The organism is Candidatus Culexarchaeum yellowstonense, assembly GCF_024707025.1.
Lineage (GTDB): Archaea > Thermoproteota > Methanomethylicia > Culexarchaeales > Culexarchaeaceae > Culexarchaeum.
The window spans coordinates 1-14,386 of sequence record NZ_JANGFQ010000030.1; the positions used below are offsets into that span (position 1 = coordinate 1).

Annotated in this window: 14 protein-coding genes; 3 read left to right on the forward strand and 11 right to left on the reverse strand. The window is 39.2% G+C overall.

The window, feature by feature from the left end:
- Window positions 1-85: 85 nt before the first annotated feature.
- From MRT15_RS05555 to MRT15_RS05575, 5 genes are read right to left on the reverse strand one after another with little or no spacing between them, the layout of a single operon-like run.
- Window positions 86-967 carry a xanthine dehydrogenase family protein subunit M gene (locus MRT15_RS05555; protein WP_304328691.1) on the reverse strand — a complete coding sequence of 294 codons (882 nt, stop codon included), beginning with the start codon at window positions 965-967 and terminating at the stop codon, window positions 86-88.
- Between the two features lie 4 nt (window positions 968-971).
- A complete protein-coding gene (locus MRT15_RS05560; protein WP_304328694.1) occupies window positions 972-1,256 on the reverse strand; it encodes a hypothetical protein in 285 nt (94 codons plus the stop codon).
- Window positions 1,256-3,583, reverse strand: coding sequence for a xanthine dehydrogenase family protein molybdopterin-binding subunit (locus MRT15_RS05565; protein WP_304328695.1), 2,328 nt, complete (start codon window positions 3,581-3,583; stop codon window positions 1,256-1,258). The genes MRT15_RS05560 and MRT15_RS05565 overlap by 1 nt, the downstream gene beginning before the upstream one ends.
- A 17-nt stretch (window positions 3,584-3,600) precedes the next feature.
- Window positions 3,601-4,923, reverse strand: a complete 1,323-nt coding sequence (locus MRT15_RS05570; RefSeq protein ID WP_304328697.1) for a DUF362 domain-containing protein — start codon at window positions 4,921-4,923, stop codon at window positions 3,601-3,603.
- 49 nt (window positions 4,924-4,972) lie between these two features.
- Complete coding sequence (locus MRT15_RS05575) at window positions 4,973-6,004, reverse strand: zinc-binding dehydrogenase (RefSeq protein WP_304328699.1); 1,032 nt, start codon at window positions 6,002-6,004, stop codon at window positions 4,973-4,975.
- Window positions 6,005-6,113: 109 nt separating this feature from the next.
- On the opposite strand from MRT15_RS05575, the gene MRT15_RS05580 reads away from it, so the two are divergent.
- Window positions 6,114-7,385 (forward strand): ArgE/DapE family deacylase, encoded by a 1,272-nt coding sequence (locus MRT15_RS05580; protein ID WP_304328701.1) that lies wholly within the window; start codon window positions 6,114-6,116, stop codon window positions 7,383-7,385.
- On the opposite strand, the gene MRT15_RS05585 is transcribed toward MRT15_RS05580, so the two are convergent.
- The 4 genes from MRT15_RS05585 to MRT15_RS05600 all read right to left on the reverse strand — a co-directional run bounded on the left by MRT15_RS05585 (window position 7,357) and on the right by MRT15_RS05600 (window position 10,296).
- Window positions 7,357-7,593 carry a hypothetical protein gene (locus MRT15_RS05585; protein ID WP_304328702.1) on the reverse strand — a complete coding sequence of 79 codons (237 nt, stop codon included), beginning with the start codon at window positions 7,591-7,593 and terminating at the stop codon, window positions 7,357-7,359. The two genes, MRT15_RS05580 and MRT15_RS05585, sit on opposite strands and share 29 nt — an antisense overlap.
- A 72-nt stretch (window positions 7,594-7,665) precedes the next feature.
- Complete coding sequence (locus MRT15_RS05590) at window positions 7,666-8,904, reverse strand: molybdopterin molybdotransferase MoeA (RefSeq protein ID WP_304328704.1); 1,239 nt, start codon at window positions 8,902-8,904, stop codon at window positions 7,666-7,668.
- A gap of 10 nt (window positions 8,905-8,914) precedes the next feature.
- The gene (locus tag MRT15_RS05595; protein ID WP_304328706.1) at window positions 8,915-9,508 is read right to left on the reverse strand and encodes a nucleotidyltransferase family protein; all 594 of its coding nucleotides are present in this window, start codon (window positions 9,506-9,508) and stop codon (window positions 8,915-8,917) included.
- Window positions 9,505-10,296, reverse strand: coding sequence for an XdhC family protein (locus tag MRT15_RS05600; protein WP_304328708.1), 792 nt, complete (start codon window positions 10,294-10,296; stop codon window positions 9,505-9,507). The genes MRT15_RS05595 and MRT15_RS05600 overlap by 4 nt, the downstream gene beginning before the upstream one ends.
- 83 nt (window positions 10,297-10,379) lie before the next feature.
- Between MRT15_RS05600 and MRT15_RS05605 the strand changes: the two genes are divergently transcribed.
- Both MRT15_RS05605 and MRT15_RS05610 read left to right on the forward strand, forming a co-directional pair.
- The gene (locus tag MRT15_RS05605; RefSeq protein WP_304328710.1) at window positions 10,380-11,516 is read left to right on the forward strand and encodes an NAD(P)/FAD-dependent oxidoreductase; all 1,137 of its coding nucleotides are present in this window, start codon (window positions 10,380-10,382) and stop codon (window positions 11,514-11,516) included.
- A 52-nt stretch (window positions 11,517-11,568) separates the two neighbouring features.
- The gene (locus MRT15_RS05610) at window positions 11,569-12,228 is read left to right on the forward strand and encodes an HD domain-containing protein (protein ID WP_304328712.1); all 660 of its coding nucleotides are present in this window, start codon (window positions 11,569-11,571) and stop codon (window positions 12,226-12,228) included.
- A 44-nt stretch (window positions 12,229-12,272) separates the two neighbouring features.
- Here MRT15_RS05610 and MRT15_RS05615 read toward each other — a convergent pair whose 3' ends face one another.
- Together MRT15_RS05615 and MRT15_RS05620 are read right to left on the reverse strand one after the other, a co-directional pair.
- On the reverse strand, window positions 12,273-13,364 hold the full coding sequence (locus MRT15_RS05615) for a M42 family metallopeptidase (protein WP_304328714.1): 1,092 nt from the start codon (window positions 13,362-13,364) through the stop codon (window positions 12,273-12,275).
- A 102-nt stretch (window positions 13,365-13,466) separates the two neighbouring features.
- Window positions 13,467-14,386: peptidase dimerization domain-containing protein (locus MRT15_RS05620; protein WP_304328716.1), on the reverse strand; the 920-nt coding region annotated here is incomplete at its 5' end.

The following is a 14,386-nucleotide window of genomic DNA, read 5'->3' on the forward strand; positions in this document are numbered from 1 at the left end:
CTCCTCCTCAACAAGTCTAGTAGGGTCATGTTTTCCTCAGCTTCCACTTCCACCCATTCTCCATTCAATTGGAATCTAATGTTTTTCATCGCTCTTTACACCTCCAATTTTCAATGGACCTTTTCAACGCTTCCATGGTTATTTTCACAGCCATTTCCCTTCTATATTCTGCTGATGCTCTAACATCGCTTATTGGTTTAATTTCCTCAGTTAGCTTCTTCACCTTCACATCCACTTCATCTATCCTTGAACCAATTAATTCTTCTTCAGTTTTGTATGCTCTAATTGGTGTTGGTGCTATGGAGTTTAATGCTATTCTAACATATTCTATCTTGTCTTCTGTTGTTCTCACGGCTACGGCTGTTGCAACTATGGATAGGGTATGTGCTCTTCTTCTACCTATCTTCATGAATTTCATTCCAGCATTGCATGATTCTCTTGGCACTATTATTTCCGTTAGAATTTCCTCCGCCATTAATTCTGTTTGTCTTGGTCCTTTGAAGAATTTCTCTATTGGTATTATTCTATCTCCATTTATGCTTGAGAGCTTCAATTTTGAGTTTAACACCATTAGTGGTGGAGCCATATCTGCAGCTGGTGATGCGTTGCATATGTTTCCTCCAATTGTAGCTACATTCCTTATTTGCCATGAACCCATACTTTCCGCAGCTTCTGCCAATATTGGAATCTCCCTTCTAATTCTCTCATCGTTAATTATCTCTTGTAATGTTACGGCCGCTCCAATAATTACGTTATCCTTATGGAATTCAATTTTTCTGAGTTCTCTTAAATTGGATATATCTATTAGATTTCCAGCTTTCACTCTACCTATCTTCATATCAACCATTAAATCCGTTCCACCAGCTATTGGTTTTGCATCTTTTATTTCTTTTAAGAGCTTTAGGGCTTCATTCAAATCTTTTGGTTTATGGTAATTGAATTTTGGTAGTTGGTAGAATAATATCATCTACCTATACACCTCCATCTAATGCAGGCCAAAGGTATATCGTTTTATCCTCTTTGAATTTCATGTTCAATGCTTCTTGTGCTGTATATGTTTTTCCATCTATTATTATGTGGTTGAATGGGTGTGGTGATCCATCTTTTGAGAAGAATATGTCGTATACTTGTTCCCCATACATCTTTGATAGTTTTTCCAATATTTCTTTGAATCCCTCTGCTTCAATGTTTAATTCATCTAATCCAGTTAAACTTCTAAGTGGTCCAAACATTATTTTTATGGTTATCTTTGGCATTATCCCCTCCCCATTATTTTGAAGTAAACTTTTTCAGGTGTTAATGGTAGTTCAAATATTCTTTTACCAATGGCGTGGGCAACTGCATTGGCTATGGCTGCTGGTGTTGGTATTAGTGCCATTTCCCCAACTCCCTTAGCTCCGAAGGGGCCGTATTTGAATAAGTCTTCAATGAATATTGGTTTCTCTATTTTTGGCATATCCATTGCTGTTGGAACGACGTAGTCTGTTAAGTTTGGATTTATTATTGCACCCTTCTCATCGAATTCCAATTTCTCCATTAATGCTAACCCTATTCCCTGTGCTATTGCCCCCTCTATTTGTCCCTCCACGGCTTTTGGGTTTATTATTCTTCCACTAGCTATTGCTGGCCACATCCTAATCACCTTCACTATACCTGTTTCCACATCCACTTCCACTTCAGCTATGTTTATTATGTAACTGTATGCTGGATATGCATATCCTTGTCCAACTTCATGGTCGAACTTCCCCTTTGGTAGATGGAAGTATCCAGTTGAGGATAACTCTACCCCCCTATTGAAGGCTTCATTTACTAGATCCTTCCACTTCAAACTCTTCTCTGGATTATTCTTTGAGTATATTCTTCCATTTTCAAATTTCAATTCTTCTGGGTGGCATTGAAGCATTTCTGAGGCTAATGTTGTAAGTCTCTCCCTTAATTTAGCTGCTGCTAATAGCACTCCTATGGCTCCTATACTTGTACCTCTTGAAGCATGTGTGGCACCAGTGTCTGGGGCGTCTGTTGTTCCGAAATGTATTGTTATGTATTCTGTTGGTATCCCTAAAATTTCACTTACAATTTGTACATGTGATGTTGTGGGTGTCCCTTGCCCTATCTCAGTTATTCCAGTGTAAACTTCAACTCCACCATCTTTATTCACTTTAATTATTGCATTGGACCAGTCTGGGACTCCTCTACTTGTACTTATACCATGCCATCCACAAGCTAACCCTATCCCCCTACGATATCTCCCACTATCACCTTCATACATCCTCCTCTTCCTCCTCCAATCTGCCCTTTCTGCAAGCATTCTTAATGCTTCACCTATTCCAACGGATTCATCTAGCATTTGACCTGTTATTGTTGTCATTCCTGGTTTTAGGATGTTCTTTAATCTAACATCCAATGGATCTAAACCCAATTTCTTGGCTATTTCATCCATTTGCGATTCTGCTGCGAATTGTATGTCTGGGTTTCCAAACCCCCTGAAGGATCCTTGATACACTTTATTCGTGTATACGCAGTATCCATCTACTTTTGCATTTTCCACGTGGTATGGTCCTGATGCATGCATTGTAGCTCTCCAAAGTATGAATGGCCCTCTATTGGCATATGCCCCTGCATCCATTATTATCTTTACATCTATTGCTGTTAGAATGCCATCTGCTGTGGCTCCAGACTTATACTTTATTATGCTCTGCTCCCTTTTGCAATGTATCCTGAAAGATTCTTCCCTAGAATATATTAGTAGTACTGGTTTACCTGTTAAGTGGGATGCCAATGCTGCTTGTGCAGCAACCAGTGGACCTGTATCATCTTTTCCACCGAATCCTCCTCCAATGTATGGTTGCACAATCCTTATCTTGTTTGTTGGTAATCCCAGCACCCTTGCCGTTATTGCTTGTGCTAAATGTGGGTATTGTGCACATGACATTATAGTGTACATGCCACCAATTTCAGGTATTGCTAATGCCCCCTCAGTTTCTAGGTATAGGTGTTCTTGGTGTTGTGTTCTATACTCGTTTTCCACTATAACGTCTGCCTTCTGGAATCCTTTATGCACATCCCCCTTCCTAACCTTTGTTGTGAATGCTATATTGCTACCAATTTCATCATGAACTAATACATCCCTCCTATTCATGGATTCCAATGGATCTAATATTGCTGGTAGTGGTTCGTATTCAATGTTTAATTCAGATGCCGCCATTGCCGCTGTTTCAGGCGTTTCAGCCACCACTATTGCCACAGGTTCCCCATGATATCTAACCTTCCCATCCGCTAGTAGTGGTTGATCTGGTAGGGCGTATCCAACTTGATTTTCACCTGGCACATCTCTTGCCGTTATAACTTTCACAACCCCTGGAATTTTCAGTGCTCTTTCTACATTTACCCTCTTTATCCTTGCATGGGGTTCACTGCTCATTACAATCTTTGCATATAACATTCCTGGGAGCATGTAATCTTCCATGAATTTAGCTTTCCCAGTAACTTTGTCTATGGCATCCACTCTATCTATCGACTTACCTACTATCGTGAATTCTTCTGCTTTAAGCCACTTTTCCAACAATTTTATAGCTTCACTCACCCATATGCCCCCTCCATCTATGTGGGGACGTATTTGAAGGCTTCCCTCTCCCTTTCACCAACTTCCAATCCCAACTTTCTCCTTATTTCTGATGCGTAGTGTGAAACTGCGAAGGGTGGGCATCCATGCACTATCATAGCCCTTTCTCTTAGAGGTCCTTGAGCTAGGATCCAGTATATTTCTCTCGCCGTTGTGGAAGCTGCGCATTCTCCAAATACTATTATCAACCCCTCTTCACTAACGCTCTTTAATTCCTCTACTGTTTGTGGTATTGGAGTGTTTAATCCAACGTAGAAGAATAACTTTTTATTCATCCCCATTAATTCTTCGAAGAATCCTGTGTCTTTAAGCATGTATAATGTGAATTTTATCCATGCTTTACATGTTCTGCATGTGGCTCCATCTATTACTATTGTGTTTGGGAAGTGTGGTTCAATTATTTCACATGTTGCGAATTTGAATCTCCTCTTAACTTTATCTATGGGTTCCCCTAAAACTTCTATTTTTGATGGGTCTCCCACACCTAACCCTTGTGTATGCGCTATTGCTATTGGTCCAACTTCCAAGTGTGGATATTCGTATCCAATTATTTTTGCTGCTATTGCGTCTGTAGCTACTGGATCATCTCCAGCTATTATTAGGTTCATGTCCACTGGGTTTCCATGTATTGGTCCATCCCCCTCCATGCATTTTATGGCGTCAATTACGCCTAGAATGTACTTATCCCTATACGGTTTTATTTCATCTACGAGTTTATACCATAGGTCTGTTCTATGCCATTTAAGTCTATCATTGAATGTGTTTACCATTCCATGCATCAGTTTTATGCATCCAGTTATTCCACCCCCCTCCATGCTTGTCTTCAGTACTGGCACTCCTATTATCTTGTCAACCTTCTGAACTATTTCAGCTATTTCAACTTCCTTCAACAATAATCCATTTGGAACCTTCATTTTTACAGATTTGAATTCGCCATGTTCATCGAATGGTACTATTTCAGCTCCAATCTCCCTTGCCATGTTCATGTATCCTAAAACTTCCATAACCTGTTTTGTACCCATCCCCTCCCTCCACCAGTGTGTCATGGCTGAGCATGATTCCCCTATTATTGGGATTCCTCCAGCTTCTTTAACCATTAACGCTATTGCTCTAACAACTTTTGGATCTGTGGTTACTGGTGGAGGTCTTGGGCTTACGAGATTTGGTTTTATAAGAACCCTTTCCCCTGGTTTTATGAACCTATTAATTCCTCCAATCATGTTTATTGCTCTCTTCACAGCTTCATGGACGTTATCCTTGTTTATAGGTTCATTTACCTTTACTATTGATACCCTTGGCATTTAAATTACCAATACATAATTTATTGTTGGATGAATATAACTATTGGTTTCAGCTTATCTTCAACAATATTTTTATTGGGTCTCCAATCCTCTTATCCATAACTTCCATTGCCTTTCCAACTTCATCTAAGCTGTATTCATGTGTGACTATGGCTCTTAAACGGTGAATTTCATTTTTAACGATTTTCAATGCTCTTTCTATGTATGGAGGTGTTCCTGGGTTCAGCACCCCTATTATTGATTTCTCTAATCCAATTATGTACTTTAAGTCCATGGTTACCGTTTCTGCAGGTATTGCCACTTGAATCATTTTCCCTCCCGGTTTTAGTGCTTCGAATGCTATTTTCATATTCTTCTGCGCTCCACTGGCTTCTATTGATGAGTCTACACCATATCCATCCGTTAAATCCATCACCTTTTTCACAACATCCTCTTTATCTGGGTTTAAAACGTATCTAACCCCTAATTCCATGGCTATTCTTGTAGGCTTCTCCCTCCTGGCAGTTCCTATTATTGTTGATGCCCCCATAATTTTTGCTGCTAAGGCTGCTGATAACCCTATATTTCCAAGTCCAGTTATTAGTAATGTTTCCCCTGGTTTCAATGCTTTTTCAACGGCATTTAATGCTGTTAGGAAGGTGTCTGCCACTAGAACTGCATCCCTATAATCCAGATCTTCTGGAATCTTTACGAGTACCCTTTCAGCTAATGGTATTCTCATGTATTCTGCGAAGGATCCGTCCACATTTATCCCGAACATGAGTCTCCTTTCACATAGTTGTGGTTTTCCGAGAATGCAGAATCTACATTTCCCGCATGATGCCATATATGACCCTATAACTCTATCTCCAGGTTTTATTTCCTTAACGCCTTGGCCAACCATTAAAACTTCCCCTGCATATTCATGTCCAAGTATTACTGGATATTTGGCTGGAGTTTCACCTCTATATAGGTGTAGGTCTGTTCCACATATGGCTGCATACTCCACTTTTATTATAGCTTCATCGCTCCTTGGACTTAATGGTGTTTGCACTTCAGATAACGTTATGTTTCTTGGGGATCTAAGTATTGCTGCCCTCATAATTTTTGCTCACGATACACAATTATTGTATTGGCTATGTATAAAATGCTTTTTGAGTAATGGTAAGCATTATTTACTTTCGTTTTAACACAGTTATTTGGTGTTTCCTGTGGATCGTGATAAAGTTTTGAGGAAGGTTTTGGATCATATTGATAATAGTAAGGATGAAATAATATCCTTCCTTCGCGATCTCATTAGGATTCCAAGCGTTACTGGTGAGGAGAGGGGGATTCAAGAGTTCATAGCCTCTAAGCTTAAGGATTGGGGTTTAGGTTATGATATGTGGTTTATAGATGAAGCTGAGCTTTCTAAGCATCCATTGGCTGAGAAGGTTAAGTTGCCTTATAAGGATAGGCCTATGCTTGTTGGGATAGTTAAGGGTTGTGGTGGGGGGAGGTCTCTTGCATTTAATGGGCATATTGATGTCATTCCACCAGGCCCATTATCTTCTTGGAAGTTTGACCCGTTTGGCGGTGTTATTGATGGTTATAGGATTTATGGTAGGGGTGCATCTGATATGAAGAGTGGTGTTGCAGCTTACACCATGGCTGCCAAATTGCTTTTGGAGGCTGATGTTCACCCACTCGGAAATGTGTATTTGCATTACGTAATCGATGAAGAGTATAGTAGTAATGGTACACTTGCAGCTCTACTTAGGGGGTATGTGGCTGATGGTGCTGTGAATGCTGAAGCTAGTGATATGGAGGTTCAACCAGCAGTTTCTGGTAGTATGTGGTTTAAGATTAAGGTTAGGGGTAAAACTGCTTCCATGTCTAGGGTTTGGGAGGGTGTAAACGTCATTGAGCAAGCTTATAAGGTTTATGATGCTGTTAAAAAGCTTTATGAGATTAGAGTTTCTGAGAAGAAGCACCCATTATATCCAGATAATAGGGGGGTTTTAGCTTTATTCATTGGAATGTTTAATGCTGGAAGCTATCCTAGTGCTATTCCTGATGAAGCTGAGTTGCGTGGTAGGATGGGTTTACTTCCAGGTGAAAGTATAGTTGATGCCATATCTGAATTGAGGGATTTCATTTTGAAGTATTCCATGCTGGATCCATGGTTGAAGTATAATCCACCAGAAATTGTCCAGGAGGGGTATGCTGGTGAAGGCGTGGAGGTTCCCATGGATCATCCAATAGTTTCCACAATAGTTAATGCTTATACCTCTGCTTTAGGTGTTAAACCCATTGTTAAGGGGCATGAGGGGGCTACTGATATGAGGATTTTGATGAAGATGAATATACCGACAGTATGCTTTGGACCTGGAACCATAACCCAGATGCATGCATACAATGAATGGGTTGATTTGAGGAATGTTGTGAATGCAGTTAAAGTTATGGCTACAATGATCATTGATTGGTGCGGCTTTCTTGATTAGCAGTTAATCCAAGGATAGTCTTCCCTAAACCTCCACTTTTACAAATAATTATCAATTTCCCATTGAAAACTATGGCTTCAACAACATTTAAACTGAATTTATCATTTAATTCTGAAAATAGTTCTTGAAGTCTTATTGGAACGTAATCCTCCACGAATATCCTTACATTTTTATCTTCAAGATCGTGGCTTCCCAATTCCCTCTTCAAATCATTTACATCCATATTTAATTCTATGCTTAATTGGCTTATGCTTACTTCTCTAATTCTTAATCCCCACAATTACTGTAGATTTATTGGCTTAAATAGATTCATTTCTAAAACTTCTCCATCCAACACTTCCCTTTTGAATGGTGGTACTATTATGAATCCATGGGATTCTATGATCATCCTCCTAAGCATCGATGAACCACTTAGTAACTCCACTTTTGGAATATCCCCCAACTCAATTATCCTTCCAAAAAGTACTCTCTCAAAGGGTAGCATGTTTTCCACTTTAACCCTCCTTGAAACTTTAACTTTTATTACCATGCTCTTACAGTTGGCATCCACATTACTAAGCTTCATTATTGCAGGTACTCCTAGGGTGTAGAATCCTATGGTCATGGATTGTATTAATCCTGGCAACATTAGTATGGGCTTCCCATATGCTATTGCGAAGCTCGTCTGTCTCCCAGGAATCCTCCTTATCCCCCTAACTATTATTTGTGAATTTGGGATTGATAGTACGGCATCCGCAACTAGATCTGTGAATCCCACGGAGCATCCTCCAATGGTCACTATTAGATCGCTCTTCATGGATGCATCCAAAATTTTGCTTGAAATATCATTGATGTCGTCTTTAGCTATCCCCATATCCACTGGCTCTCCACCAAATTCCCTTATTAGGTTTGAGATCATGAGGGTGTGGGGTGAACCTCCTTCTGCTATCAACTCATCCCCAACTGCAAGTATCGATATTACTGGTTTCCTGTAGACTTTAAGTTTCTCAATTTTCATGTATGCTATTAGATCTAGGTCTTTTGGTTCTATTATCCTCCCCCTCTTGAATATTGTCTCCCCCCTCTTATAGTCCTCCCCAGCTTTTATGACGTGTTCTAATGGTTTTGATTTACGTGTAACTTGTATCTTATTTTCATCAATTACCTTTACAGCTTCTCTTGGTATTACCGTATTTGCCCCCCTTGGTAGATATCCGCCCGTATTTATCCTATATGCTTCTCCAGCTTTAACTTCATAGTTTACTATTGTATTTGGTTTAACTTCCCCCTTTACGATTAATGTTACTGGTTTTTCATATGATGCTTCCATGGTGTCTTCATATCTTGTTGCATATCCATCGAAGTGGGATGTGTTGTATGGTGGGATATCACTATATGCCACTATATCTTCCGCTAAAACTCTGTTCACTGCATTATCTATTGGTATTTCATCAACTTCTTCTATTGGTTTTATATATTCCAAAACCCTTTTTATGGCGATTTCAGATGGGGTGTACTTGAAATTTTTATTTGGATTCATTGTTAACTCCTCATTTTTGCATTAGTTTTAGAGCTTCTTTCAAGTCTTCTGGGTTGTCTATGTCCCTAATAACTCCAGCGTTTTCCGTTTCTGCGTATGCTATTTCCATTTCATGTCTTTTAATTACCTCCTTTAACCCCATCCCTTCTTCACTTATTCCCATAACTTCTTCGAATAATTCTCGGCTTATCATTATTGGGTGTCCTCTTCTACCTTTATGTGTGGCTATCACTATTGGTTTTCTGGTTTCAAGATACCTCTTTATCACTTTGTTTATGTCTTCACTTCTTATTAGTGGGCAGTCTCCCGGTATTATTAGTATTGCCATGCTTTTATCCATGGCATTTCTAAGTCCACATTTAACTGAGCTACTCATCCCCTCCTCGTAATTTTCATTTATCACTTTTTTGCATGGCAAGTCTTTTATGGCTTCAGCAACCTTTTCGGCTTCAAATCCCAATACAACTACAACTTCATTTGCCATGCTATTTAATGCAGCTTCAACGGTCCATTTTATCATTGGCTTCCCATTTATCGTTTCTAGGAGTTTGTTTCTTCCAAATCTCTTTGAAGCTCCTGCTGCGAGTATTATTGCTGTGATCACTTTTTACACCTCAAATTCATTATCAATTCTGCCATTATGCTTATGGCTATCTCTTCAGGGGTTTCCGCATTTATGTCTATTCCTATTGGAACCTTTATTCTTTCAACATCCCCCTCCTTAAACCCCTCTTCAATCAGCTTCCTCTTTAACTCGGCTCCCTTCCTCCTACTACCTAGTAGTCCTATGTATCTCGCTTTCCCCTTTAACACATTCTTGAGTACTTCATATTCCTTATTTACATCTCCATGGACTATTGCTATGAAGTTTTCCTCATCTAGGTTTGCTTCATTCAATCCTTTTGCTAGATCTTCATTTATGATTATTTTGTTGGCTGTGGGGAATCTGTCTTTCGTGGCTGTATTTGGGTTGTCATCTACTATTGTTACTTCGAATCCAACTATGTTTGCTATTTCCGCTAATGGTTTAGCTATGTTTCCAGAGCCTACTATTATTAGTTTTGGTTTTGGATTTATTATGTCTATGAAAACTTTTATTGATCCACCACATATTAGACCTGTTTCAATCCCTTCTCCACCTCCAAGTGATAGTGTTATGGTTTTACTTTCATTTTCATTCATAGCTTTCAAGGCTTCTTCCACTATTATCCTTTCAAGATTGCCTCCACCTATGCTTCCAAATGTTCTCCCATCCCTATATACGATCATTTTTGCGCCAATATTTCTAGGTCCAGACCCCTTCTTTTCCACTATTGTGCATAATGCCACTCTATCCCCATTTCTTAATGCTTTCACTACTTCTTGGAATATTTCGCTGTCATGTTGGTTCATTGCTACCCATATATCTTGATGTCCTTTCAGAATTTAATACTTATTTACATTGGGATATCATATTTCTTTGTGGAGTGTTTTTCATGAAGAGTTTTGATGTATGTGTTGTTGGGGGAGGTTTTTCTGGGCTTTATATTTCAAGTATGATTGATGGGGATTTGCATATATTTGAAGAGCATTCCAGTGTGGGTTTCCCCATGCATTGTGCTGGGATAATTAGTCCAAGGACTTTTGATATGCTTAATGTTCCTAGGAGTCTTGTTGAAGCTGAGTATCATGGTATGGTTATTCATTTTGGTGATTACAAGGTTTATTGGTTTGGTAAGCCTTTGGCTTTAAGGGTTGATAGGGTTGGTTTAGAACGTTATTTGTATGATAAATGTTGTAGTCTTGGTCACGTATTCCATTTCAACAGTTTTGTTTCCAATGTTGATCCTAATGGTTTCATTTATGTGGGTGATTTGAAATTTAATTCTAAGCTGATAATATTGGCTGAAGGTTCTAGGAGGGTTTTCTCTAGACGTTTGGGTCTTGTGGGTTTTGGTGATGATTTTTATGGTTTTCAAGCTTTAATTCGCGGTGGGGTTGGTAGTGAATTTATTCATGTATATATTGATCGTGATTTCAGCGATTACTTTTCATGGTTTATACCCATAGGTGATGATAGATGTATTGTTGGCTTGATGGTTAGGAATTCCATGGATTTCAAGCCTAAATTTAATGCTTTATTGAAGCGATTGGAGTTTGAGGGGCTTCTCTCCAAGGTCCATTTTGAAAGGTTTTTTGGTGGTTTAATTATACGTGGCCCCATAGGTTCTTATGGTTGTGGTAGGGTTCTCGCAATTGGTGATTCTATTCAGATGAGTAAACCCTTAACTGGTGGTGGGCTTTACCCAATATGCTTGGCTTCCAAGGTTCTTTCAAAACTTATCAATAGTTACCTTTCTGGGTTTATTGATTTAAGTGACATATCTGCTCTCTACAAGCCATTCTTCGATGAGCTTTCACGTAGATTTAAGCTCTCCTTTAAATTGGTTAAATTGCTTTCTAAATTGAATTATAGGGTTCTAGAGGATTTTATTGTGGGTGGTTGTAGATTGAAGTTGCATGCTAACCTCCTTTCAAATGTTGATTATGATGAGCCTCTATATGGGATCTTGGAGGATCATGCTAAATTAGTTAAATTCTTTGCGGCTCTACTTGCAGGTTTAATTCCATAGTCTTTAGAAATCCTTATCTGAATTCTTCGCTCATTTGTTTATGTGATCCATTTTGGATTTACATAGTTTAGTTAAAGTTGTTGAGGGTAAGGTTTTGGAGATATATTTGAGCAATAAGGGGAATTACCCATCTTCACATGATTTCCTACATGTTAAACGTGTATTGAATAATGCTTTAATGATAGCTGATGTGATGGGTTTATCTGAGCATGATAAGCTTTTATTAACTCTAGCATGTTTACTACATGATATTTCCATACCCATATTTGGTGTTAAGGAGGATCATGCGGTTAAATCTGCTGAATACGCAAAAGCCATGTTGTTAGATTTAGGTCTCGAATCCACCGATATTGATATTGTATGTAATGCTATTCGTGTACATAGTTGGAGTTCCGGTTTAACCTCCATGGATGCAGTTTCCATGATTCTCCAGGATGCTGATAGACTTGATGCCCTTGGCGTTATAGGTTTCTCTAGGATGATGATCTATGGGGAGTTTGCTGGTAGGGTGATGTACTTTGAACCTGAAATCATTCCTAGATTTAGAGATATTGATGATGCCCACTACACCATTGATCATGTATTCTCAAAGCTTATACATATACCAGCCCACATGAATACAGATGTGGGGAGGAGGATTGCATTGGATAGGTTGAAGACATTATTGTGGTTGATTAAAATTCTAAGTCTTGAAATCAAAGGGTTAAGCTAAAAAATGTGGGTTTAAGTGTTTAAAAATAGGTTGGACTTTTCATTTTATAGTTCTGTGAAGCTTTTGACTGTTGCTTCATCCAGTCTCTTAATTAACTCTATTACTAATCTCACGGCGTTTTCCACATCATCTCTATGTACTACTCCAACGTGGCTGTGTATGTGTCTTGTGGGGACTCCTATAACTATGCTTGGTCTACCCTCCTTATACATGTGGAGTCTCCCAGCATCAGTTCCTCCCCTTACTACTGTTAGCTGGTATGGTATTTTTGCTTCTTCAGCAACTTTTATTACGAATTCCTTTAATTTCTGGTTTGGTATCATGGAGCTGTCGAAGGCTACTATTGTGGGTCCTTTGCCAAGTTTTGATTGTGCTTCTCCAGGTGATATTCCTGGGACATCTCCAGCTATATCCACTTCTGTCACTATGGCTAGATCGTGATCTGCAACCCATCTAACAGTTTCAGCACCCCTTAATCCAACTTCCTCTTGCACTGTGGCTGCTGCGTAGTATGTGTTTGGATGTTCAATGTTATTCTCTTTTATGTATTTAAGGGCTTCCATGGCTATGAATGCTCCAATCCTATCATCGAAGGCTTTTGCAAATATTGTTTTCCCACTGTTTGATATTTGGAATGTTGGGTATGGAGCTACGGGGTCTCCAACCCTTATCCCCATATTCTTGGCTTCCTCTTCTGATGTGGCCCCCACGTCGATGTACATTTGCCTCATGGTTACAACCTTCTGCCTCTCCTCTGGTGTTAGTAGATGTGGTGGTTTTGATGCTATCACCCCCAATACAGGCCCCTTCCCAGTCATCACTATAACTTTTTGTGCCAATAATACTTGGTCAAACCATCCTCCAAGGTTTGTGAATGTCAAGTATCCCTCCTTAGTTATTGATGTTACTACGAATCCAACTTCATCCACATGCCCCGCAACCAAGATTTTTGGGCGATCACTTAACCCCCTCTTTATGAATATCAGTGAATTCAAATTGTCCTTCATCACTTTGTCTGCATACTTTTCCATTCTATCTTTTATCCTCTTCAACACTCTATCCTCAAATCCTGAAGGTCCAAACTCTTCTAAAATCTCCTTTAAGAAGTTTAGGCTTTCTTCACTTAGTTTGTACATGATATTTATTTAATGGGTTTATCAGTATTTAAATTTTGATCGTGACCATTTAATGCTTATAATTTATTTCTTTTTTTAAATATTTAAAAATGAGTGTTAGGTTTAGGTTTTGAATATTCTTGGTGGCTCTTTGACTTCTGGTGGTATTGGCGACTTATACTTTTTACCCTTCGTTTTCTCTCTAAACTCCTTCCAAGCTTCTTCAATCAGTTTGCCATTTGACATTATTTCTATTGCTGTAGCTGCAATAACTTTTGCAGCGTATATGCCTCCCTTATGCCCTATTCCCACACCTGCTGTTGCAACGTTTTGCCATGAATGTCCAGGTGAACCTAGTACGAAGCATGCTGTTTCGAAGGATAATGTTGGTGTTTGCCAGCTAACATCACCCACATCTGTGGATCCATGGCTTACCTCCCCCTCATCCCATGGATCTCTAACTTCTTCATCAAGTATTACGTCCATGAGCTTCTCCCAATCAGGTATTTTCATCCTTTTAAGTGTATTCCTCTTCTGTTCCGGTGGTATTGTTTCATGTATCTTCTTTGCAAATTCATAATCCTCTTTACTGAATTTTGGAGCTCCTATTTCCCTCATAACTTTTAAGCATGTCATTGCTAGAGTCTTGTTTTGTATCATATTGTAACATCCAGTTATGAATTCCACTTTGTATTGTGTTTGTGTCATTAGTGCTGCCCCTTTAGCTATGTCTAGAATCCAATTATAGATTTCTTCAACCTGCTCCCTCTCAGGAGCCCTAACATAATACCAACTCCTAGCATACGGAGGTACAATATTAGGCTGGTCTCCACCCTTCTCAATGATATAGTGTATCCTAGCATCTTGAATGACATGCTCCCTCAAATAATTAACACCAACATTCATAAGCTCAACGGCATCAAGAGCACTCCTACCAGCCTCAGGACTACCACCAGCATGAGAAGCCCTACCATAAAAATGAAATCTAGCGGAATTCATGGCGTTTGTGGATCCAAGGCTTACGGTGTTGAATGATGATGGAT